The sequence below is a fragment of the Roseomonas fluvialis genome, assembly GCF_022846615.1.
GTDB classification, from domain to species: domain Bacteria; phylum Pseudomonadota; class Alphaproteobacteria; order Acetobacterales; family Acetobacteraceae; genus Neoroseomonas; species Neoroseomonas fluvialis.
Genome location: NZ_AP025637.1, coordinates 2,300,796 through 2,321,983, shown reverse-complemented (window position 1 = coordinate 2,321,983; position 21,188 = coordinate 2,300,796). Strand labels below are relative to the sequence as shown.

At 70.4% G+C, this 21,188-nt stretch carries 21 protein-coding genes; 11 read left to right on the top strand and 10 right to left on the bottom strand.

What is annotated here, in order from left to right; genetic code table 11:
• Positions 1–15 precede the first annotated feature (15 nt).
• The 7 genes from MWM08_RS11265 to MWM08_RS11235 all read right to left on the bottom strand — a co-directional run bounded on the left by MWM08_RS11265 (position 16) and on the right by MWM08_RS11235 (position 6,710).
• Positions 16–993, bottom strand: coding sequence for a 2-dehydropantoate 2-reductase (locus MWM08_RS11265; protein WP_244459536.1), 978 nt, complete (start codon positions 991–993; stop codon positions 16–18).
• Positions 990–2,501, bottom strand: a complete 1,512-nt coding sequence (locus MWM08_RS11260; protein WP_244459535.1) for an acyl--CoA ligase — start codon at positions 2,499–2,501, stop codon at positions 990–992. Before MWM08_RS11260 ends, MWM08_RS11265 begins: the two co-directional genes overlap by 4 nt.
• 56 nt (positions 2,502–2,557) lie before the next feature.
• Positions 2,558–3,109 carry a gamma carbonic anhydrase family protein gene (locus MWM08_RS11255; protein WP_244459534.1) on the bottom strand — a complete coding sequence of 184 codons (552 nt, stop codon included), beginning with the start codon at positions 3,107–3,109 and terminating at the stop codon, positions 2,558–2,560.
• A gap of 167 nt (positions 3,110–3,276) precedes the next feature.
• Positions 3,277–4,242, bottom strand: a complete 966-nt coding sequence (gene argC / locus MWM08_RS11250; RefSeq protein ID WP_244459533.1) for an N-acetyl-gamma-glutamyl-phosphate reductase — start codon at positions 4,240–4,242, stop codon at positions 3,277–3,279.
• Between the two features lie 133 nt (positions 4,243–4,375).
• Positions 4,376–4,861 carry a 30S ribosomal protein S9 gene (gene rpsI, locus MWM08_RS11245; RefSeq protein WP_244459532.1) on the bottom strand — a complete coding sequence of 162 codons (486 nt, stop codon included), beginning with the start codon at positions 4,859–4,861 and terminating at the stop codon, positions 4,376–4,378.
• Between the two features lie 4 nt (positions 4,862–4,865).
• On the bottom strand, positions 4,866–5,351 hold the full coding sequence (rplM, locus tag MWM08_RS11240; protein ID WP_244459531.1) for a 50S ribosomal protein L13: 486 nt from the start codon (positions 5,349–5,351) through the stop codon (positions 4,866–4,868).
• 108 nt (positions 5,352–5,459) lie between these two features.
• Complete coding sequence (locus MWM08_RS11235) at positions 5,460–6,710, bottom strand: alpha/beta hydrolase family protein (RefSeq protein WP_244459530.1); 1,251 nt, start codon at positions 6,708–6,710, stop codon at positions 5,460–5,462.
• A 158-nt stretch (positions 6,711–6,868) separates the two neighbouring features.
• Between MWM08_RS11235 and MWM08_RS11230 the strand changes: the two genes are divergently transcribed.
• From MWM08_RS11230 to MWM08_RS11180, 11 genes are all read left to right on the top strand, one after another.
• On the top strand, positions 6,869–7,843 hold the full coding sequence (locus tag MWM08_RS11230) for a Bug family tripartite tricarboxylate transporter substrate binding protein (RefSeq protein WP_244459529.1): 975 nt from the start codon (positions 6,869–6,871) through the stop codon (positions 7,841–7,843).
• A gap of 62 nt (positions 7,844–7,905) precedes the next feature.
• Positions 7,906–8,298 carry a VOC family protein gene (locus MWM08_RS11225; RefSeq protein WP_244459528.1) on the top strand — a complete coding sequence of 131 codons (393 nt, stop codon included), beginning with the start codon at positions 7,906–7,908 and terminating at the stop codon, positions 8,296–8,298.
• 34 nt (positions 8,299–8,332) lie between these two features.
• A complete protein-coding gene (locus MWM08_RS11220; protein WP_244459527.1) occupies positions 8,333–10,060 on the top strand; it encodes a dihydroxy-acid dehydratase in 1,728 nt (575 codons plus the stop codon).
• 46 nt (positions 10,061–10,106) lie between these two features.
• On the top strand, positions 10,107–10,772 hold the full coding sequence (locus MWM08_RS11215; protein WP_244459526.1) for an extensin-like domain-containing protein: 666 nt from the start codon (positions 10,107–10,109) through the stop codon (positions 10,770–10,772).
• Positions 10,769–11,629: an SDR family oxidoreductase gene (locus MWM08_RS11210; RefSeq protein WP_244459525.1), complete on the top strand. Its 861-nt coding sequence runs from the start codon at positions 10,769–10,771 to the stop codon at positions 11,627–11,629. Before MWM08_RS11215 ends, MWM08_RS11210 begins: the two co-directional genes overlap by 4 nt.
• Before the next feature lie 17 nt (positions 11,630–11,646).
• Complete coding sequence (locus MWM08_RS11205) at positions 11,647–12,828, top strand: M20 aminoacylase family protein (RefSeq protein ID WP_244459524.1); 1,182 nt, start codon at positions 11,647–11,649, stop codon at positions 12,826–12,828.
• 81 nt (positions 12,829–12,909) lie between these two features.
• Positions 12,910–13,401, top strand: coding sequence for a hypothetical protein (locus MWM08_RS11200; RefSeq protein WP_244459523.1), 492 nt, complete (start codon positions 12,910–12,912; stop codon positions 13,399–13,401).
• 179 nt (positions 13,402–13,580) lie between these two features.
• Positions 13,581–14,075, top strand: coding sequence for a cupin domain-containing protein (locus tag MWM08_RS11195; RefSeq protein WP_244459522.1), 495 nt, complete (start codon positions 13,581–13,583; stop codon positions 14,073–14,075).
• A gap of 79 nt (positions 14,076–14,154) precedes the next feature.
• On the top strand, positions 14,155–15,654 hold the full coding sequence (locus MWM08_RS11190) for an ABC transporter substrate-binding protein (RefSeq protein ID WP_244459521.1): 1,500 nt from the start codon (positions 14,155–14,157) through the stop codon (positions 15,652–15,654).
• Position 15,655: 1 nt separating this feature from the next.
• Positions 15,656–16,639 (top strand): zinc-binding dehydrogenase, encoded by a 984-nt coding sequence (locus MWM08_RS11185; protein ID WP_244459520.1) that lies wholly within the window; start codon positions 15,656–15,658, stop codon positions 16,637–16,639.
• Between the two features lie 12 nt (positions 16,640–16,651).
• Positions 16,652–18,358, top strand: a complete 1,707-nt coding sequence (locus tag MWM08_RS11180; RefSeq protein ID WP_244459519.1) for an N-acyl-D-amino-acid deacylase family protein — start codon at positions 16,652–16,654, stop codon at positions 18,356–18,358.
• A 412-nt stretch (positions 18,359–18,770) separates the two neighbouring features.
• Here MWM08_RS11180 and MWM08_RS11175 read toward each other — a convergent pair whose 3' ends face one another.
• From MWM08_RS11175 to MWM08_RS11165, 3 genes are read right to left on the bottom strand one after another with little or no spacing between them, the layout of a single operon-like run.
• Positions 18,771–19,577, bottom strand: coding sequence for an ABC transporter substrate-binding protein (locus tag MWM08_RS11175; protein WP_244459518.1), 807 nt, complete (start codon positions 19,575–19,577; stop codon positions 18,771–18,773).
• On the bottom strand, positions 19,574–20,410 hold the full coding sequence (locus tag MWM08_RS11170) for an alpha/beta fold hydrolase (RefSeq protein WP_244459517.1): 837 nt from the start codon (positions 20,408–20,410) through the stop codon (positions 19,574–19,576). The genes MWM08_RS11175 and MWM08_RS11170 overlap by 4 nt, the downstream gene beginning before the upstream one ends.
• Entirely contained in the window at positions 20,407–21,123 is a 717-nt protein-coding gene (locus tag MWM08_RS11165) for a PIG-L deacetylase family protein (RefSeq protein ID WP_244459516.1), read from the bottom strand. Before MWM08_RS11165 ends, MWM08_RS11170 begins: the two co-directional genes overlap by 4 nt.
• Between the last annotated feature and the right edge of the window lie 65 nt (positions 21,124–21,188).

Sequence of the window (21,188 nt, the reverse complement as noted above, 5' to 3'; positions counted from 1 at the left end):
TGGCGCGCGCGGGCATCACAGGCAGCCGGCGGCGCGTGCCCGGGCCCGCACTAGCGCCAGCACGGTGCGGCAGGTCGGTGCCGGCTCGTTTACCAGGTCGGCGAGTTCGACCACGGCGCCGAGCAGCGCCTCGACCTCCATCGGGCGGCCGCGCTCGAGGTCCTGCAGCATGGAGGTCTTGTGCGCGCCCACCTCGGCCGCGCCGGCGATGCGCTTGTCGACATCGATCGCAAAGCGCACGCCAAGCGCCTCGGCCACGCGCTGGCCTTCCAGCATCATGGCGCGCGCCACGCCGCGCTGCTCGTCATCGGCGATCAGCACGTCGAGCGTCGCGGTTGTCAGCGCCGAGATCGGGTTGAAGGCAAGATTGCCCCAGAGCTTGACCCAGAGTTCGTCGCGGATGCGCGGACGCACTGGCGCCTTGAAGCCGGCGGCGATCAGCGCCTCGCTCAGCCGCTGCGCGCGCACAGAGCGCGACCCGTCGGGTTCGCCGAGCGAGAAGCGATCGCCGTAGGTGTGTTCGATGATCCCGGGCGCGCTGACCTCGGCCGCCGGGTAGACGATGCAGCCGATGGCCCGCGCGGGCGGCAGCAGCCGCGTGACGGCGCCGCCGGGGTCGACGCTCTCGACGATGCGCCCGGCATGCGCGCCCTCGATGCCGTGGAAGTACCACCAGGGCACGCCGTTCACCGCGCTGACGATCGCCGTGTCCGGCCCGATCAGCGGCTGCATCTGCTGCGCGGCGCCCGGAAGCGAATGCGCCTTCAGCGTGACGACCACATAATCCTGCAGGCCGGCTTCCTGGGCGCTGGCGACGCAGCGCGGGCGGGCCACCACTTCCTGGCCCTCGGAGACCAGGCGCAACCCGTCGGCCTGCATCGCTGCCAGATGCGGACCGCGCGCGATGACGGTAACCTCGGCCTCACCCTTGAGGGCCAGTTTCGCGGCCATCAGCCCGCCGATCGCGCCGGCGCCGAAGATGCAGATCTTCATGCGGTCAGCCCCAGCTTCTCGGCGAGCCCGATGCGCATCAGCTTGCCCGTCGCGCCCTTCGGGATCTCGGGCAGGAACACCACCTTCCGCGGCACCTTGAAGTCGGTCAGGTGCTGGGCACAAAAGTCGCGCAACTCGCGCTCGGTGCACTCCATACCCTCGCGCAGCACAACAGCCGCGCCCACTTCCTCGCCGAGCTTGGCGTGCGGAATGGCGAAGGTGAGTGCCTGCGCCACCGCCGGGTGGCCCGACAGCACGCCATCGACCTCCAGCGGGCTGACCTTCTCGCCGCCGCGGTTGATGAGCTCCTTGAGGCGGCCGGTCAGCGTCAGGAAGCCGTCCTCATCGAACGCGCCCTGGTCGCCAGTGCGGAACCAGCCATTTGTGTAGGCCTTGGCGTTGGCCTCGGGGTTCGCCTCGTAGCCGGCGGTCACGTTGGGGCCGCGGATCACCACCTCGCCGATCTCGCCCTGGGGCAGCAGCGTGCCGTCATCGGCCATGATCGCCACCTCGGGCCCCGCGGGCTGGCCCACAGAACCGGGCTTGCGCGGACCGGCCAGCGGGTTCGAACACATCTGGTGCGAGGCTTCCGTCATGCCGTAGCTCTCGACCAGCGGGCATCCGAAGACCTGTTCGAGCTGCTGCATCACCGGCCCCGGCAGCGAGGCCGAGGACGACCGCAGCAGGCGCAGCGGCGCGCGGCGGATGACGTCGGCATTGCGCTCCGCACGCGACAGGATCGCCTGGTGCATCGTCGGCACGGCGGTCACCCAGGACGGGCGTTCCTCATCCAGCCAGCGGAAGAAGCGCAGCGCATCGAAGCCCGGCGTGCAGACCACCGCGCCACCCGCACCGACCGATGCCAGCACGGCCGCCATCAGCCCATGGATATGGAACAGCGGCATGATGTTGAGGCAGGCATCGTCCGGCGTCAGCGCCAGCGTGCGCGCGATGTTGCGCGCCGAGGCGCAGACATTCGCCTGGGTCAACGGGACGATCTTGGGCCGCGCCGTGGTGCCCGAAGTATGCAGCACCAGCGCCACATCCTCCGGCCAGGCCAGGCCGGGCTTCTCGGGATTGGCTGGGCTGCCGCCTTCCAGTGTGAAGTCGCCCGCGGCCTCGCCCGGCACCAGGTCGAGCACCGGGATGGACAGCCGCGCGGCCACCTCCCGCGCATCCGACGCAACGCCCTGCAGCACGACCAGGGCCTTCGCGTTGAGGTCGGTCAGGTAGAAGGTGAATTCCTCAGCCCGGTAGGACGGGTTCAGCGGCGCTGTGGTCGCACCGGCGCCGATCGCGAGGAAGGCGGCGGCCATCTCCGGCCCGTTCGGCAGCACGATCGCCACGCGGTCGCCGCGACCGATGCCGATGGCGTTCAGCGCCTTCACCGTGCGGGCGCACAAAGCGCGCAGCGCGCCGAAGCTCAGCGGCGGGCGTTCGTTGGTGCCGCGCAACGCGGGGGCCTCGGCGGCACCGTCGGTGATCAGGAGGGAGATGGTCTCGGTCATGGGCGTCCTTGGACCTCCGGGGACGGCCCCGGTTCTGGCAGGGATCGCCAGGCGCGTCAGCCCCCCGCGAGGGAGCGCCGGTGCCGCCCGGCCAGTTCGACATAATGCGGCGCCGTCCGGTCGAAGCCGGCCCGACGTTCCACCGTCAGCACCTGGACCATCTTGGCGGGGTTGCCCATCCAGAGCTCCATCGCCTTGATGACCTTGCCCGGGGGCAGGACGGAGCCCGCGGCCAGCACGCCGCCTTCCTCGATGACGGCATCATCCAGCACGGTGGCGCCCATGCCCACGAAGGCGCGGTCCTTCAGCGTGCAGGCGTGGATGATGGCGGCGTGACCGACCGTCACGTCGTCGCCGATGGTGGTGCACTGACGCCCAGCATTCACATGGACGATGGTGCCGTCCTGGATGTTGGTGCGTGCGCCGATGGTGATGGTGTTGGTGTCGCCGCGCAGGACGCAGTGGTACCAGATGTTCGACCCCTCCCCCACCGTCACCTGGCCGATCACCGCGGCGGTGGGCGCGACGAAGGCACTCGGGTGGATGACCGGCACGTGCCCTTCAAAAGTATAGAGCGGCGGCAGGGTCAGGGTCTGGTTCGTGTCCATGGCGGGTCCTCCCGGAAAGCCGGCGCAGGATGCGCCGGCTGGCGCGGCGGTGGAAGCCGCGCGCCGCATTCTGCCCCGGGCCCGACACGCGCGTTTGTGTGCCCGGCCCGATCGCGCCTTCCGCTCCCGGCCCGAGGCAGCGCCCCGGGCCGCCGGAACCGTTGCGCCTATTCCGCGGCGGCGGGACGTGCCGCGGGCAGGTCGGCCTGTACCGGGATGCCTAGCATCAGCCCGAGGTTCTGTACCGCCGCACCCGACGCCCCCTTGCCGAGATTGTCGTAGCGCGCGACCAGCACCGCCTGGCCCAGCGTGGCGTCGCCATGCACGCGGATCTCGAGCCCGTTGGTGCCGTTCAGCGCCTGGGGTTCGATCTTGCCCGAGGCTTCGGCCGGCACGACGCGGACATACTGGCTGTCGGCGTAGCGCGCGGCGAGCAGCGCCTCGATCTCCGGAGGCGTCACGCGCTTCGCGAGCGTGTCTAGATGCAGCGGGATGGCATCGATCATGCCCTGCGCGTAGTCCGCCACGGCCGGCACGAAGATCGGGCGGCGCGCCAGCAGGGCGTATTTCTGCAGTTCCGGCACGTGCTTGTGCTTCAACGCCAGGCCGTACATCTCGAAATCCGGCGCTGTACGCGATTCGTACGCCGCGACCATCGCCTTGCCGCCACCGGTGTAGCCAGAGACCGCGTTCACCGTGACCGGATGGTCGGCCGCCATGATCCCGGCCTCGACCAGCGGGCGCAGCATCAGGATCGCGCCGGTGGGGTAGCAGCCGGGGTTCGAGACGCGCATCGCGGCCGCGATCGCGGCCGGCTGGTCGGGCGTGAGTTCCGCCAGGCCATAGACCCAGTCCGGATCGACCCGGTAGGCGGTTGAGGCATCGAGCAGCTTCGGTGCTGCGGCACCCAGCGAGGCCGCCATGGAAGCGCTCTCCTTCGCCGCGTCATCGGGCAGGCAGAGAATGACCAGGTCCACCTCGGCCATCATCTCGCGGCGCGCGCCGGGGTCCTTGCGGCGGTCGGCGGCGATCGATCGCAGGGCAACATGCGGGTTCGCCGCCAGCCGCTCACGGATCTGCAGGCCGGTGGTGCCGGCCTCGCCGTCGATGAACACCGTGGGGGTCTTGGGCATGGGATGGACCTCCGTTGCGATGCGGCATTTGCCGCGAAACGACCCTAGAAAAGCAAGAGGGGCGGGCCCCTGCGGACCCGCCCCCTGATGGAACCAGCCATGCGGCCGGGCGTGGCGCCCGGTCCGCCGGGCGTCAGCGCTTGGAGAACTGGAAGGAGCGTCGCGCCTTCGCCTTGCCGTACTTCTTGCGCTCGACCACGCGGGGGTCGCGCGTCAAGAAGCCGGCCTTCTTCAGAATGGCGCGCAGTTCCGGCTCGTAGTTGGTGAGCGCGCGGGAGATGCCGTGGCGCACCGCGCCGGCCTGGCCCGACAGACCGCCGCCGACCACGGTGCAGATCACGTCGAACTGCTGGTAGCGGTCGGCCACCAGGAAGGGCTGGGTGATCAGCATGCGCAGCACGGGACGGGCGAAATAGCGCGCCGCCGGCTTGTCATTGATCAGGATCTGCCCCTTGCCGGGCTTCACCCAAACGCGGGCCACGGCGTCCTTGCGGCGGCCGGTGGCATAGGCGCGGCCGAAGGCATCGCGCTTCGGTTCGCGCTTGATCGCGGCCTCGGGCGCCGCCGGCGTGCCGGCGACGAGCTCCTTGAGGTCCGCGAGGGTACGGGTCTCGCTCATGACCTCAGGCCACCTTCTTCACGAGGACGGAGTTCTTGCGGTTCAGCGCCGCGACGTCGATCGCCTCGGGCTGCTGGCCGGCATGGGGGTGCTCGGCACCTGCATACACATGCAGGTTGCGCATCTGCGCCCGGCCCAGCGGGCCGCGCGTGATCATGCGCTCGACCGCTTTCTCGATGACCCGCTCGGGGTACTTGCTCTCGAGGCGCTCGCGCACTGTGCGCTGCTTGATGCCGCCGGCGTAGCCGGTGTGCCAGTAGAACACCTTCTGCTCGGCCTTCGCCCCGGTCACGCGCACCTTGCGGGCGTTGACGATGACGACATGGTCGCCGCAATCGACATGCGGGGTGAATTGCGGCTTGTGCTTGCCGCGGAGGCGATTGGCGACGAGGGTGGCGAGGCGGCCGAGCACGAGCCCATCCGCATCGATCAGCACCCAGGCCTTCTTCACCTCCGCCGGCTTCAGCGAGGTTGTCTGTCTCGTGAGCATCGGTTTTCCAGGTTCAGGCGTGTTTGGTGACCGGCTTATCGGCACTGGGCGCGGGAAAGTCAAGCGATCCGGCGCATTCCCGGTGACGGTATCCCGATACCGCAGACCTCAACCCGCCATCAAGCCGTCGAACCACGTCTTCCACGCCGGCACGGACCGCGCATAGGTCCCGCGATGGGTGGCGTCGGCACCGGCGGAGATCGCCTCGACCTTGTCGTTGCCGAAGGCGCGCTGGAACTCCATCGCCAGCCGGCCTATCCCCACGCGGATCGCCTCGTCGTTCTCGCCGAAATAGTTGCGGACCGGCGTGCGGATCACCCAGCGATAGGCCTGGTTCGCCGCCAGCAGCCGCCCCAGCACGGAGGCCGCGAAGAAGGCCGGGTCGAAATACGCATCGTTCACCAGGTCGTGCAGCGCGGTCGGGATCTGCGCCGGATCGACCGCCGCCCCCTGCCAGGCGCGCTGCGCGACGTCGTAGTGTTCGGGCTTCAGCACGGACCGGGCGAGGCCAGGCACCGCGTAGTAGGTCTCGAAGGAGAACGCGACCAGGATGAACAGCGTCGTTATCCAGGATGCGTCATTGGGTCGCGGGAAGGCCAGGAAGCCACCCAGCGTCGCCCAGGGATCGACCGGCGCGCTGGCGGTGACCGCGGCGCGCACCGGCAGGCCGATCGCCTCGAGCCGTTCGAGCAGCGCCATCGTCACGTAGCCGCCCTGCGACCAGCCGGCGAGGCACAGGCTGGGCGCCGCAAGGCCCAGTGCCTGCAGCACCGCCCGCGCGGCCGGGATCAGGTCCGCGCAGGCCTGCTGGTGGCTGCCCTTCACCATGTAGCCCTGCGGTTCGGCGGATTCGCCCATGCCGATATAGTCCGCACCCGCCAGCGCGTAGCCCTGCCCGGCGAACTGCGCGAGCATCAGTTGCGTCTCCGGCGACTGGTCGGGAAACGAGGGCACCTGTTGCCGCCCGTACACCGTGCCGTGCTGGTACGACACCAGCGGCAGGGTCGTCGCGCTGACCTCCGGCACGGCAAGCAGGCCGCTCAGCGTGACGGGCCGGTTGCCGCGCTCCGGGACGACCGAGGGGTAGCTGACCCGGTACAGCCGCACGGCGTTGCGCGCGGGGGAATAGGCGACCGGCACGCCGAAGAAAGATGGCGTATCGACCGACAGGATCCGGTTGAGCCGGCCGACATCCCAGCGCCCGACGAGGCGGTAGGTGATGCCGCCCGCAACGGATGCGGCGGCGCCGGCCTGCTGCGCGGCAGCCCGCGGGGTGGCGGCGGCCGTCGCGCCGATCATGAAGGCCGCGCCGCCCAGCACGCGGCGCGACAAGGGCGGGGACGGGTCGGCTCCGGTCATGCGATCTCCTGGTCGGGCGTGGTGCGGTGGCGTGCGCAGCATGCCGGGCGCGTGCGAAAATTCCATTGAAGTCCGCGGCATGTGGTGCGCGCCCCAACGCGCTGGACAGCGCCGCGCCGCGCGCGGCAGGCTTGGCGCAATCCAGGGAGAAACGCCGCATGACGGCCATGAATCGCCGCGCCTTGCTGATCGCGAGCCCCGCCGCCCTCGCGGCCCCTGCCCTGGGCGCCCAGGGTGCCTGGCCCGGCAGCGGGACGGTCGCGGTCGTCATCCCGTATTCGCCGGGCGGCGCGTCGGACGTGGTCGGGCGACTGGTCACCCAGGGCCTGCAGGAGAAGCTTGGCGGGTCCTTCGTCATGGACCACAAGCCCGGGGCATCGACCTCGATCGCCGCACGGCACGTCGCCAGGGCGCGGCCCGACGGCATGACGCTGCTGCTCGGCACGATCGCCACCTTCAGCCTGACGCCGCTGGCGCTGCGCAACCCGGGCTACGACCCGGTCGCCGACTTCATCCATGTCAGCCAGGTCTGCGAGACGCTGTCGCTGCTGGTGGCGCATCCGCGCTGGAACAGCCTTGATGAACTGCTGGCCGCGGCGAAGGTGCGGGCAGAGGCGGTCTCCTATGCCACCTGGGGGGCCGGGACCACGGCGCACCTGCCGATGCTGGACCTGGGTGTCCGTGCCGGCGTGAACATGCTCCACGTACCCTACAACGGCGCGCCGCCGGCGCTGACCGACACCATCGCGGGGCGCACCGACTGCATGTTCGCGCTGCTCGCGGCAGCGAAGGGGCACCTCGAGGCCGGGCGCGTGCGCGGCCTGGCGGTGCCAACCGCGCAACGCCCGCCCCAGTTGCCCGAGGTCCCGACCTTCGTCGAGAAGGGCTTCGACGGCTTCATCTGGGGCGGTTGGTATTCCGTGCAGGCGCCGCTGGGCACGCCGGCGCCCGTGATCGATCGGCTGACCGGCGCGCTGAACCAGGTCTTTGCGGACCAGCGCACCATCGACTTCATGGCGACCCAAGGTCTCGCGCCGGCGCCGATGGGCAGCAGCGCACTGGTGGCGCGCATCCAGCGCGAACTGCCGCTGCATCGCGGCCTGATGCAGCGCGCGGGTCTCGAACCCTCCTGATCCGCAACCCGGATCAAGCGCCGCGGCGCTAGCATCGCGCCGCGGTGCAGGAGGCCGCACGCATGTACAGCCACACCACCCTCGGCACGAACGACATCCGCCGTGCCGTCGCCTTCTACGATGTCGTGCTCGGCGGCCTCGGCATCGCGCGGCAGGAATCCGACATGGACAAGGGCTATGCCGGGTATGCCGCAGCCCCCGAGGCCACGCCGCAATTCTGGGTGACCGGGCCGTTCGACCGCCAGGTCGCCAGCGTCGGCAACGGCGTCACCATCGCCTTCGAGGCCCCGGACCGCACCAGCGTGGATCGCTTCCATGCGGCCGGCCTGGCCCATGGCGGCACGGACGAAGGCGCACCCGGGATCCGCGCGCACTACCACCCCGACTATTACGGTGCTTATCTGCGCGACCCAGACGGCAACAAGATTTGCTGCGTGTGCCACCACCCCGGATAGACGGCGGTGCCGCGCCGCGGTGCGGAGGACACGCATGACCGACAAGAAGCCCGGTGACGATGGACGGGGCGCGGCCCCGTTCGGCCTCGGACGCAACGCATCGAACTACGGCGACCCGGCCTTCGCGCTGTACCTGCGCCGGTCCTTCGCCAAGTCCATGGGCTATTCGCAGGCCATGCTCGACAAGCCGGTGGTCGGCATCGCCGACACCGCGTCCGACTACAACAACTGCCACCGCACCATCCCCGAACTGATCGAGGCGGTGAAGCGCGGCGTGCTCGCTGCCGGCGGCCTGCCGCTGTCCTTCCCGACCATCAGCATCTGCGAGCCCTCGCTGTCCCCGTGCTCGATGCACTACCGCAACCTGATGGCGCTCGACACCGAGGCGATGCTGGCGAACCAGCCAATGGATGCTGCGGTGCTGGTGGGTGGCTGCGACAAGACCGTGCCGGCGCAGCTCATGGCCGCGATCAGTTCCGGCACGCCCTCGGTCATGCTGGTGGTCGGGCCCATGCTCGCGCAGGCTTTCGAGGGCGAGCGCCTGTCCGCCTGCACCGATTGCCGCCGCTACTGGGCGCGCTACCGCGCCGGCGAGGTGAGCGACGAGAAGATCGCCACGCTGGAAGGCAAGCTCGCCACCACCGCGGGCACCTGCGGGGTGATGGGAACGGCCAGCACCATGGCGTGCCTGGCCGCCACGCTCGGCTTCATGCCGCTCGATGCCGCGAGCGCGCCGGCCGTGCACGCCGACCGGCTGCGCATCGCGGAGGAAGCCGGCGCGCAGGCCGTGCGCCTGATCCACAAGCCGGTCGCGCCGCTGTCGCTGATGACGCAGGGCAACCTCGACAATGCCGTGCGCGTGCTGCTGTCGCTGGGTGGGTCGACCAACGCCATCGTGCATCTCGCGGCCATTGCCGGGCGCGCGGGGCTCGACCTGGACCTGAAGCGCCTCGATGCGCTGAGCGAGACCACGCCTGTACTGGTGGACCTCAAGCCGACCGGCGAGGGCTACATGGAGGATTTCCACAGCGCCGGCGGCATGCGCGCGCTGCTGTGGGAATTGCGCGACCTGCTCGACCTGACGACGAAGGACCTGGACGGCGTCTCGCTCGCGGACCGCATTGGCGATGGCACCCACTTCGTCGACCGGCGCATCATCCGCGCGCGGGGCGCACCGGTCTCCCCGGTCGGTGGGCTGGTCGCGTTATTCGGCTCGCTGGCGCCGGACGGCGCGATCCTGAAGCGTTCGGCGGCCACACCGGCCCTGTTCGAGACCGAGGCGCGCTGCCTCGTCTTCGACGGGCTGAAGGACCTGTCCGACCGCATCGACGACCCCGACCTCGATGTCACGGCGCAGGACATCCTGGTGCTGAAGGGTGCGGGGCCGCGCTCGCCCGCCGGCATGCCCGAAGCGGGCTACCTGCCCATCCCGAAGAAGCTCGCACGGCAGGGCGTGAAGGACATGGTGCGCATGAGCGACTGCCGCATGTCCGGCACCGCCTTCGGCACCATCGTGCTGCATATCGCGCCGGAGGCCTCGGTGGGCGGGCCGCTGCAATTCGTGCAGACCGGCGACCGCATCCGGCTGTCGGTGAAGAACCGGTCCCTCGACCTGCTGGTCGACGAGGCGGAACTGGCGAAGCGCCGCGCCGCCTGGGCGCCCGCACCCGCACCCAAGCGCGGCTGGGACAAGCTTGTGCACGACCAGGTGACCCAGGCGCCGCTTGGCGCCGACCTCGCCTTCCTGCGCGCGGAGCCTTGACCGCGCATCCCGCCGCCGGCGCACCCATATGCGCGGGGTGCGCCGCGTGACCCTTCTGATCCTATTGTTCTGTGCCCTGGCTGGGGCGGCCCTGCTGCTGCCGCGCCTGCCCGAGCCCTGGAATCCCTTTGCACCGATCGACCTGGCGGGGCCGACGGGGCCGCTGACGCGGCACAAGCTGCGCGGCCTGGCGCGCGACCCCGCTGCGTGCTTCGCGGCGCTCGCGGCAGCCGGCATCCAGGCCACGCCACTGCCGGATGCCGAGGCCGGCGCGGATTGTCCGCTGCGGGCCACCACGCGCCTGCCGGGGCCGCTCGATCCAGCACGCCCGCTGGTCACCTGCCCTATGGCCGCGGCGTGGACGATCTATCAGCGCCAGGTGCTGGATCCAGCGGCGCAGACACACCTCGGGACGGGCATCGCGCGCGTGCGCCACCTCGGCACGCTGTCCTGCCGCAACGTGCGCGGCGGGACACGTCGCAGCGAGCATGCCAGCGCCAATGCCATCGATATCGCCGCGCTGCGGCTGGATGACGGGCGGGAGGTCTCGGTTCTGCGCGACTGGGGCCGCGACACGCCGGCCGCGGCCTTCCTGCGCGATGCCCGCGACGGCGCCTGCCGCATCTTCGCCGCCGTGCTGGGGCCGGAGCGCGATGCGGCGCATGCGGATCATTTCCACCTCGACCTCGGACGCTGGACGGCCTGCCGATGACAATCGCCCTGATCGGCGCGACCGGCCGGTCCGGCGCGGCGCTGGCCCGCGCCCTGGCGGCGGAGGGCAAGCCCTTCATTCCCGTGGCGCGCGATGGGGCGAAGTGGCAGGCACTCGGCCTGCCCGGGATGCTGCGCACGGCCGACCTGCGCGATGCCGAGGCGCTCCGGCGCGCCCTGGCGGGCGCATCGTGCATCGTCAGCACCGTCCATGCGCGCTGGGCGCCGGCCCTGCTGGCAGCGGCGGACGCCGGCGCATCCTTCGTGCTGATGGGATCGACGCGGCGCTTCTCGCGCTGGCCCGATGCGCATGGGGATGGCGTGCGCGCGGGCGAAGCGGCCTTCCTCGCATCGGGCCGCGCCGGCGTGATGCTGCACCCCACCATGATCTATGGCGCGCAGGGGGAGGACAATGTCCGCCGCCTGGCCGCCCTGCTGGCACGCCTGCCGGTGGCCCCGCTGCCCGGCGGCGGCCGCGCGCTGGTGCAGCCCATCCATCAGGGCGACGTGACGCGCTGCCTGCTCGCGGCGCTGCGGCACGATTGGCAGGACCCGCAGACCATCGTCATCGCCGGGCCTGCGGCGATACCCTATCGCGACTTCCTGCGTGCCGTCGCCGCCGCCGCGGGGCTGCGCGCCCCGCCCATCCTGCCCATCCCGGCGCTGGCGCTGCGGATGGCGGCCCCCCTAACCCGCATCATTCCCGGCCTGCCGCACGTCGGCGGCGACGAGGTCCGCCGCCTGACGGAGGACAAGGCCTTCGACGTCGCCGCGATGCGCACGATCCTGGGAGTCGAGCCCATCGCGCTCCATCAAGGCCTTGCCCTCACCTTTGCGCCGCCCCACACCACCGGCTGACACGACGGAGGCCCCCCATGCCCGTGCACAACCGCATCGCCGATTTCCATGCCGAGATGACGGCCTGGCGGCGCGACTTTCACGCCCATCCGGAACTCGCCTTCGAGGAAGTCCGCACCTCGCGCATCGTTGCGGAGAAGCTGCGCGAATTCGGCTGCGACGAGGTGGTGACCGGCATCGCGCGGACCGGGGTCGTCGGCGTGATCCGCGGCCATGGCGCCGCATCCGGCCGCGCCATCGGCCTGCGCGCCGACATGGATGCGCTGCCTATCCACGAGGAGACCGGCGCAGCGCATGCCTCCACCTTTCCGGGCAAGATGCATGCCTGCGGCCATGACGGTCACACCACCATGCTGCTGGGTGCGGCCAAGTACCTGGCCGAGACGCGCAATTTCGACGGCACCGTCTATGTCATCTTCCAGCCCGCCGAGGAGAATTTCGGCGGCGGCGAGGTGATGGTGAAGGAAGGCCTGTTCGACCGCTTCCCGATGGAGCGCGTGTTCGGCCTGCACAACTGGCCCGGCGCGCCGGCCGGCACCTTCCTGTGGCGCGAAGGGCCGGTCATGGCCGCGGTGGCGAACCTGGAGGTCACCATCACCGGCAAGGGCGCGCATGGCGCCATGCCGAACAATGGCAACGACCCGATCGTGGTCGCGGCTGCCATCGTGCAGGCGTTGCAATCCATCGTGGCGCGCAATGTCGAACCCGTCGAAGGCGGCGTCATCACCATCGGCCACATCAATGGCGGCTTCACCTACAACGTGATCCCGGAGCAGGTGCGCATGCTGGGCACCGCCCGCTGGTTCGCGCCCGAGGTCGGTGACCTGCTGGAGAAGCGTTTCCTCGAGACCGTGAAGGGCATCGCGGCGGCCTTCGGCGCGGAGGCCGAGGCGCTGTTCATCCGCCTCTATCCCGCCACCATCAACGAGGTGACGTCGGTCCACCTTGCGGCGGATGCCGCCCGCGCCGTGCAGGGCGAGTCCCGCGTGCTGCCCCTGCCCAAGCCGACCATGGGGGGCGAGGATTTCTCCTTCATGCTCAACGCCAAGGACGGCGCCTACCTGATGCTCGGCGGCGGGCGCGGGGGGGATGACGCGCAGGTCCACCACCCGAGATACGACTTCAACGACGACATCCTTCCGATCGGCGCCTCCTGGTGGGCAGCGCTGGCGGAGCGTCTGATGCCGCGCCAGGGGTGATGCAGGGCGCGCGTTAGCGGGTTGGCAAGATTTGCCGGCGAAGGTTGCGAAGTCCTGTCCTTCGCACCGGAGCCCCCGACCATGCGCCACCCCAATCGCAGCATCGATGCCTGGCCGTTGCTGCCGCGCAGCACCGCCGCCTGGGCCCATGGCCGCCCGGTCGATGAACCGGCCCGCGCCGCGATCGATGCCATGGCCGGCATCGCCGCAACGTTGCTCGCACTGCGCTGGCTGCTGCCGGACGCCGCCCTGGCCAATGCCTTCGCGGCGCAAGTCGCGCTGTGGGGCGGGCTTGGCGGGATGGCGGTGACGGCGGCGCTCCTGGCGCTGCTCGCGGCCATGCCGCTGGCCATGCCGCTGATGAACGGCATGGGGGCGCTGAAGGACGCCGCCCTGCGCGCCTTCGACCATGCGGTTCACCTGGCGCTGGTGCTGAGTTGCGCCGGCATGCTCGGCGCGCTGGTGCTGTTCGGCTACGTCAGCGTGCCAGTGCTGTGGTTTGCCGGCCAGGCGGCGCTCCTGCTGCTGTGCCATCGCACGCGCATCTGGCTCGCCGGGGAACGCACGGCCTGAGGGCGGCGGCGGCCCCGGATGGTCGCCGAACACCGTTCCACCGAAGGCAGGCCGGGGAGCAGCCATTTTCAGTCGGCGCACCATTACGGCAAGGCCATCGCTTTTTGCACCGCAGGGCTTGCGGCCGCGCCATTCCGCCGTTTCACCTGCGCCACCACGACGTGCCGCAGGAGATCCGCATGCCGCATGACGGCCACGACCACGCCAGCATCCCCGAGGATGGCTGGAAGCATTCCGGGGTCCGGGTGATCCCAGCCGGCAGCCTCGACCCCAATACCGCCCAGACGCCCGGTATGAATCGCGCCGCGGCCATCAACGCAGCGCGTGTCGGCGCGCAGAAGATCTGGGCCGGCACGGTCCATATCCACCCTGATGCCAAGACCGGCGCGCATCACCATGGGCACCTCGAGAGCGTCATCTACGTCGTGAAGGGGCGCGCCCGCATGCGCTGGGGCGAGGCGCTGGAATTCGTCGCCGAGGCCGGCCCGGGCGACTTCATCTACGTGCCGCCCTACGTGCCGCACCAGGAAATCAACGCCTCGGCCGACGAGACGCTGGAATGCGTTCTGGTGCGATCCGATAACGAGGCGGTGGCGATCAACATCGACCTCGAACCCGTCGAGAAGCCCGAGACGGTGCTCTGGGTGGACCCGATCCACCGCGCGCCGGGCTGAGGACAGCGCGGCACCCGCCATTGCGCAGGGCGCGGCCAGGGGGAACACTGTTTGCCCCTTGCCCGGGAGAGCCGCCGCCATGCGCATCCTTGCCACGTTGCTGACCCTCGCCTGCCTCGCGGCGCCTGCGCAGGCGCAGCACCTGCGCATCGGCCTCACCTCCGACCCCGACGTGCTTGACCCCACCCTGTCGCGCACCGTGGCAGGCCGGCAGGTCTTCGCCGCCATGTGCGACAAGCTGGTGGACATCAACGAACGGCTCGAGATCGTCCCGCAGCTCGCCACCGCCTGGCGCTGGGCGGATGACGGACGCGCGCTGGTCTTCACGCTGCGCGCGGGCGTGCGCTTTCATGACGGCGAGCCCCTGACCGGCGAGGCGGCCGCGATCGGCCTGCGCCGGCACCTCGAGACGCCAGGCTCCACCCGCCGTCCGGAGATGGGCCCGGTCAGCGAGGTGGTCGCGACCGGCCCGATGGAAGTCACCATCCGGCTGACCGAGCCCTTCGCGCCCCTGCTGGCGGCGTTGGCCGACCGCGCGGGGATGCTCGTCTCGCCCCGCCAGGCCCGCGTGACCGGCGCGGATTTCCAACGCGAACCCGCCTGTGCCGGCCCGTTCCGCCTGGTGCGGCGCATCGCCCAGGACCGCATGGAACTGGAACGCTTCGAGGGCTACTGGGACCGCGCGAGCATCCACTACGAGCGTGTCACCTATCGCCCGGTCACGGATGCCACGGTGCGGCTGGCGAACCTGCGCGCCGGTGCGCTCGAGGTGATCGAGCGCGTGAGCCCCTCGGATGTCGGCGATTTCAGGCGCGACCAGCGGGTCCGTCTGCATCAGGGGCCGTCGCTCGCGACCTTTTACATCGCGATCAATGTCGGCAACGGGCCGCGGTCGCAGACGCCGCTCGGACAGGATGCCCGCGTGCGGGAGGCGCTGGAGCGCAGCATTGACCGCCAGGCGCTGGTGAACGTGGCCTTCGAGGGGCTGTGGAAGCCGGCCAATCAGGCGGTGCCGCCGGACCACCCTTTCTACGCGCGGTCGGTGCCGATCCCGCCGCGCGATGTCGCCCGCGCCCGCGCGCTGCTGCGCGAGGCCGGCCACCAGCGCGTGCGCATCCGCCTGTCGGTGCCCAACACCACCGACTACCAGCAGGCCTCGGAAGTGATCCAGGCGATGGCTGCCGAGGCTGGCATCGACATCGACATCCAGCAGGTCGAGACCGCCACGCTGCTCAACCAATGGAGCGTGGGGGACTTCGAGGCGCTGATGATCCAGTGGTCGGGGCGCGTGGACCTGGATGGCAACCTGTTCGCCTTCCATGCCTGCGGCGCGCCGTTGAATGGCGGGCGGTACTGCAACCGGGATGTCGAGGCAGCGCTGACCGATGCGCGGCGCAGCGTGGACCCGGCGGTGCGCGCCTCCGCCTATGACCGCGCGGCGCGGATGTATCTCGCGGATCGCCCCTACATCAACCTGTGGCAACCGCTGACGCTGCATGGTGCGCTGGCGTCGATCCAGGGCTTGCGCGTGGTGCCGGATGGCCTCATTCGCGTGCAGGGATTGCGGGGAGCACGGTGAGATGAGCGGCATGATGCGCGCGGCGGTGGTGACGGCAGATGGCGTGAAGGTACAGGAGGCACCGCGCCCGATCCCCGGACCGGAGGAGGTGCTGGTGCGCGTGCGCGCGGCCACGCTGAACCGTGCGGATCTGGGCGTTGCCGCTGGCGGGTCGCATGGCGCGATGGGCGGGGCGGGCACCATCCTGGGGCTGGATTTCGCAGGGGAAGTGGCGGCTGTGGGCAACGCCGTGACCGGCGTGAAGCCGGGCGACCGCGTGACCTGCTCGGGCGCGGGCGGCTACGCCGAATATGCCGTCGCCGATATCGGCCGCGTGCTGCCGGTGCCGGACCGCAACCTGTCCTGGGAACAGGCGGCGACGCTGCCCGTGGCGTTGGCCACCATGCACGACGCGCTGGTGGTGAACGGGCGCTTCGCGAAGGGCGAGAGCGCGATGATCCTCGGCGCCTCCTCGGGCGTCGGGCTGATAGGAATGCAGATCGCGAAGTTCCTCGGCGCAAAGGTCGTGGTGGGCACGTCGACCGACGCGGCGCGGCGCGCGCGGCTGGCGGAATTCGGCGCCGATGTCGCGGTGGACACCAAGGATTCCGGCTGGGTGGACCAGGTGCTGGGCGCCACCGGCGGGCGCGGCGTGGATGTGGTGGTGGACCAGATCAGCGGCGCGACCATCAACGCCGCGATGCGCGCCACCGCCATCACCGGGCGCATCGTCAATGTCGGGCGCCTGGGTGGCGGGCGGGCGGAGTTCGACTTCGACCTGCATGCCAACCGGCGCATTTCCTACATCGGCGTCACGCATCGTACCCGCTCGCGCGACGAGATCCGCGCCGAATACGCCGCCATGAAGCGCGACCTGTGGCACGCCGTGCAGGAGGGCCGCTTCGCCCTGCCGATCGACAAGGTGTTCCCGTTGGAGCAGGCCGTCGAGGCGCTGGCGCACATGAAGGCCAACCTGCATTTCGGCAAGATCGCCCTGTCCGTCTGAAGGAGCAGCGCCATGCATGACCTGGTGATCCGTGGCGGCACGGTGGTGGATGGCACAGGCGCCGCGCCGTTCGAAGCGGATGTCGCCGTCGCCGGTGGACGCATCGTCGCGGTTGGTCGCGTGGCTGATCGCGGCGCGGAGGAGATCGATGCGAGGGGCCTGTTGGTCACGCCCGGCTTCGTCGATATCCACACGCATTACGATGCGCAGGCGACCTGGAGCGAGCGCCTGGTCTCCTCCTCGATCAACGGCGTCACCACCGCGCTGATCGGCAATTGCGGCGTTGGCTTCGCGCCCTGCCGGCCGGACAAGCGGGAGGCGCTGGTCAAGCTGATGGAAGGCGTCGAGGACCTGCCCGAAGTCGTGCTGACCGAGGGCCTGCCTTGGGCCTGGGAATCCTTCCCCGACTACATGGATTTCCTGTCCCGCCGCCGCTTCGACACCGACATTGCCGCCATGGTTACCCACGCGCCGCTGCGCGTGCACGTGATGGGCGAACGCGCCGAGGCCCATGCCGAAGCGACGCCGGCGGAATGCGCGGAGATGGCGCGGCTCGCCGCGGAAGGCCTAGCCGCGGGCGCGGTCGGCATTTCGACATCGCGCGCGCTGGCGCATCGCACGCTGGATGGCCGGCACATTCCGACCCTCGGCGCGCCCGAGGCCGAGCTGGAAGCGCTGGCCGGCGCGTTGCGCGCACATGGCAGCGGCTGGCTGCAGGTGATCTCGGATTTCGATGATCCGGCGGAGGAGGAATTCGCCCGACTGAAGCGTGTCGCGGCGGTGGCGGGGCGCCCCCTCACCTTCTCCCTGCTGCAGCGGGAATCGAAGCCGCGCTTCTGGCGCTGGCTGCTCGACCGCGTGGACGAGGCGAATGCCTCGGGCGTGACCATGCTCGGCCAAGTGATGGGCCGCCCGGTCGGGCTTATGTTCGGCTTCGAATTGTCGCAGCACCCCTTCCTCACGCGGCCATCCTTCCGCGAGGTTGCGCACCTGCCGCTACCGGCGCGCGTCGCCGCCTTGCGCGACCCGGCACGCCGCGCGCGGATCTTGGCCGAGGCCACCGAGGACCCTGCGCTGAAGGCGCGTCTGAACACTTGGGACAAGATCTTTCCGCTCAACGACCCGCCGGACTACGAACCGCCGCCCGAACGCTCCGTCGCCGCCATGGCCGCCGCGCGCGGCATCACGGCCGAGGCGCTGTGCTACGACCTGATGCTGGAGCGCGACGGCCGCGCCATCCTGAACCGCCCGCTGCTGAACTACGCCGATGGCGACCTGGCGGCGATCCGCGAGATGATGACCCATCCGCACACGCTGATGGGGCTAGGCGATGGCGGGGCGCATGTCGGCTACATCTGCGATGCGTCCTGCATGACGCATATGCTGGTGCATTGGGCGCGCGACCGGCAGCGCGGCCCGCGACTGGCGGTGGAGCAGGCCGTGAAGCGCATCAGCCGGGACAATGCTGCGGCGATGGGCCTGGCGGATCGCGGGGTGGTGGCGCCTGGATACAAGGCCGACCTGAACGTGATCGATTTCGCCCGGCTCCGCATGCGCGCACCCGAGATGCGCTACGACCTACCCGCCGGCGGCAAGCGCCTGGTGCAGGAAGCGGAGGGCTATGTCGCGACCGTGCTGTCGGGTGGGGTCACCTATCGCGAGGGCACGCCGACCGGCGCGCTGCCCGGTCGCCTGGTGCGCGGGCCGCAGCGCGCTTGATCCCTTGCGTTTGAAGACCGCGCGCTCCGGCGACCTGCGGGACGCACCATGAACGCGCTATTCCTTGTCCACGCATTCCGGCCAGGAGGCTTCTCCTTGGGTGGCTTCACCGCCGTGTGAGTCGCTTCGCAGGATCTGGTGTCGCAGCCCTGGCTGCGTCGAGTTGGATCGCGGAGCGGAGCGACCGATGCGTTCGGTGGTTGCGCCTTCTGTCGAGACGAGGGAACCAGCGTGTGCTGCCTGGGCATATGGGAGCGGCGGAACGCCGCGCGGCTCCGAACAATGGTGTGCGACGCAGGCGCAACACTTCACCCTGTAGCTGCGGCGCCACCAGCCCGGCGTGCATGGTTCGGGCGCCAACGGGTGAGGCCGCGCACGGGTTCCTTCTGACGCTCCGGACCCTTAAGGGAGCCTAGGACCAGACCTGCTCCAGCGTCAGCGGTCTCGCGATCAGCCCCTGTGCTGCACACCAACGCGAGGCCAGGTCGATGGCCGGCGCCAGCGCCTCGCGCGTCGTGGTGGCCGGCCCGAAGATTCGCAGCAGTTCCGCGACCACAGCGGCGTCCTCCGCGACCTCGGTGCGCACCACCACCAGGTGGTTCACCGGCACGAAGCCGTAGCGCGCCTGGAAGTCTCGCCCAGCCGCGGCGACGTCCGGAAACACCGGGCGGAAGTCATGGCCCGGCGGCAGTTCGGCACCGAAGATCGCGGCGTCCAGGTCGCCATCCCGGAGCATCGCCGTCATGTCTGCGCCGCCCGATGCGCGCTTCGCGAAGGGCGGGTCGGTGAAGCCCGGCACATGCGCGTCCTCGAAGGTCGTCCAGGCGATCGATTTTGGCGCGACGCCATGCGCATGCGCCAGCACGCCGCGCAGCCACATCCCCGTGGTCTGGCTATAGGCACGCACGCCCACGCGCTTGCCAGCCAGGTCGGCCGGGCCATGGATGGCGCTGTCGGCACGGCACAACAATGCGCCTTCCTGGAAGCGCGCCGCCATCACCACCGGCAACAGCGTGACCGGGATGCCCGCGGCCTTGGCCATGAGCAGGGTTGCGATCGCCATCTCGGAGACGTCGTAGCGCGCCTCGCGCACCATGGGCGCGAAGGCGCGGCTGATCGGCTTCACCGTCACGCGGTCGAGACGCAGCAGCGTGGACTCCGGTAGCGCGGCGGTATGCGGGTAGTCGCCGAGCGCGGCGCTCAAGACACGCTGGTTCATGCGGCGATCTCGGCGAAGAAGGCCTCGACCTTCGCGTTGAAGGCGGCGGCGTGTTCGAAATGGCCGGAATGGCCGGCTTCGGGCAGGGGCGATACGCGCGCGCCGGGAATGTCGGGGGCCATGCCGGCCGGCGCGAAGGGCGGGATCACGACATCCTCCTCGGATGGGACGAACAGCACCGGCGTCTGGGCCGCGGCAAACGCGGCAGGCGCGCGGTTACGCGCGGCATGCAGCCTGGTGCGCAGCGCCTCGCGGTCGAAGCCCTGGGTCAGGCCGTAGATGTGCTGGTAGATCTGCGCCAGCGCCGGCTGCTCCTCCGCCATACGCGCCCCCGAGGCGGGCAGGATGTTGCGCGCCAGCAGGTCGCTCCGCGCCTCGGCGCTGGACTTGCTCCAGGCGGACAGGCGGGATCGCTCCGGCTCGCGCATCTGTCGCGGGTCGAGCGACCCGGTCGTGGCCGCCAGCACCAGGGCCTTCACACGCCCCGGTCGCATGAGCGCGTATTCCACGCCCGACCAGCCGCCCATCGACTGGCACACCATCCGGATGTCACCGAGGTCGAGTTCATCCACCAGCGCCGCCACGTCGCCCGCATACTGCGCCGGATCGGGGCCGTCTGCCGGCGCGGTCGAGGGGAAGAAGCCACGATGCGAAAACGCCACGCAGGTGTAGCGCGTCGCGAAATGCGCGACCTGCTGCCACCAGGAGAACAGGCAGCCGCCCAGGCCATGCGCGAAGACGATGGCCGGCCCCTGCCCGGTCGCTTCGTAGCGGATGCGCGCGTCGGGGCGCTCGATCCAGCCGGCGCGGCGCGGCGGTGCGGCGAAGCTCACGCCAGGCTCTCCACCACATGCGGGAAGACGGACTGGTAGCCCTCGCCCCAGGTAATCGACTTGTCGGAATTGCGCGCCGCCTGCGCACCGCGCTGCTGGGCGACGCGGGTGTAGTACTCCCACAGGTGCTCCTGCCCGGCCATGCATTCGATGGCGGCGCGCTTCTGCGGCCAGGCGCTGCCGATATCCAGCAGCACGTCGGGCTTCCAGCCGCATTGCTCGGGCTGGTGGGGTTCGAACAGGAAGACCGGCGGCGCGCCGAGCACCTTCTGCCCCGGGTTGTGCCCATGTGCCTGGGCGGTGATGCGCGCATGCTGCGCGAAGTCAGTCACCGCCGGGTGGTCGCGGTTGTAGATGTCCTCCTTGCTGTGGGTCAGCACGAAGGCGGGGTGGATGTCGCGATACACATCCACCAGGCGGAACAGCGAATCGTTGGTCAGGGTGATCGGATAATCGCCCAGGTCCCAGAACTGGATGTCGTGGACGCCCAGCACCTCCGCAGCCTTCTTCGCCTCGGCCTCGCGCTCGGCCTTCACGCGCTCGAGCGTCATGCCCGGCACGCGCCAGAGCTTCGCGGATTCGCCCCGCTCGCCATAGGACAGGCAGACCACCGTGACCTTCCAGCCCTTCGCGGCATGCAGCGCGATGGCACCGCCGGCACGCCAGACGAAATCGGCGGAATGGGCGGAAACAACCAGGGCGGTCTTGGACATGCGGTTCCTCCAACGGGACAATCGGCGCGCAGTCTGGCGGGACACGGCGCGCCCGCCTAGGCTGC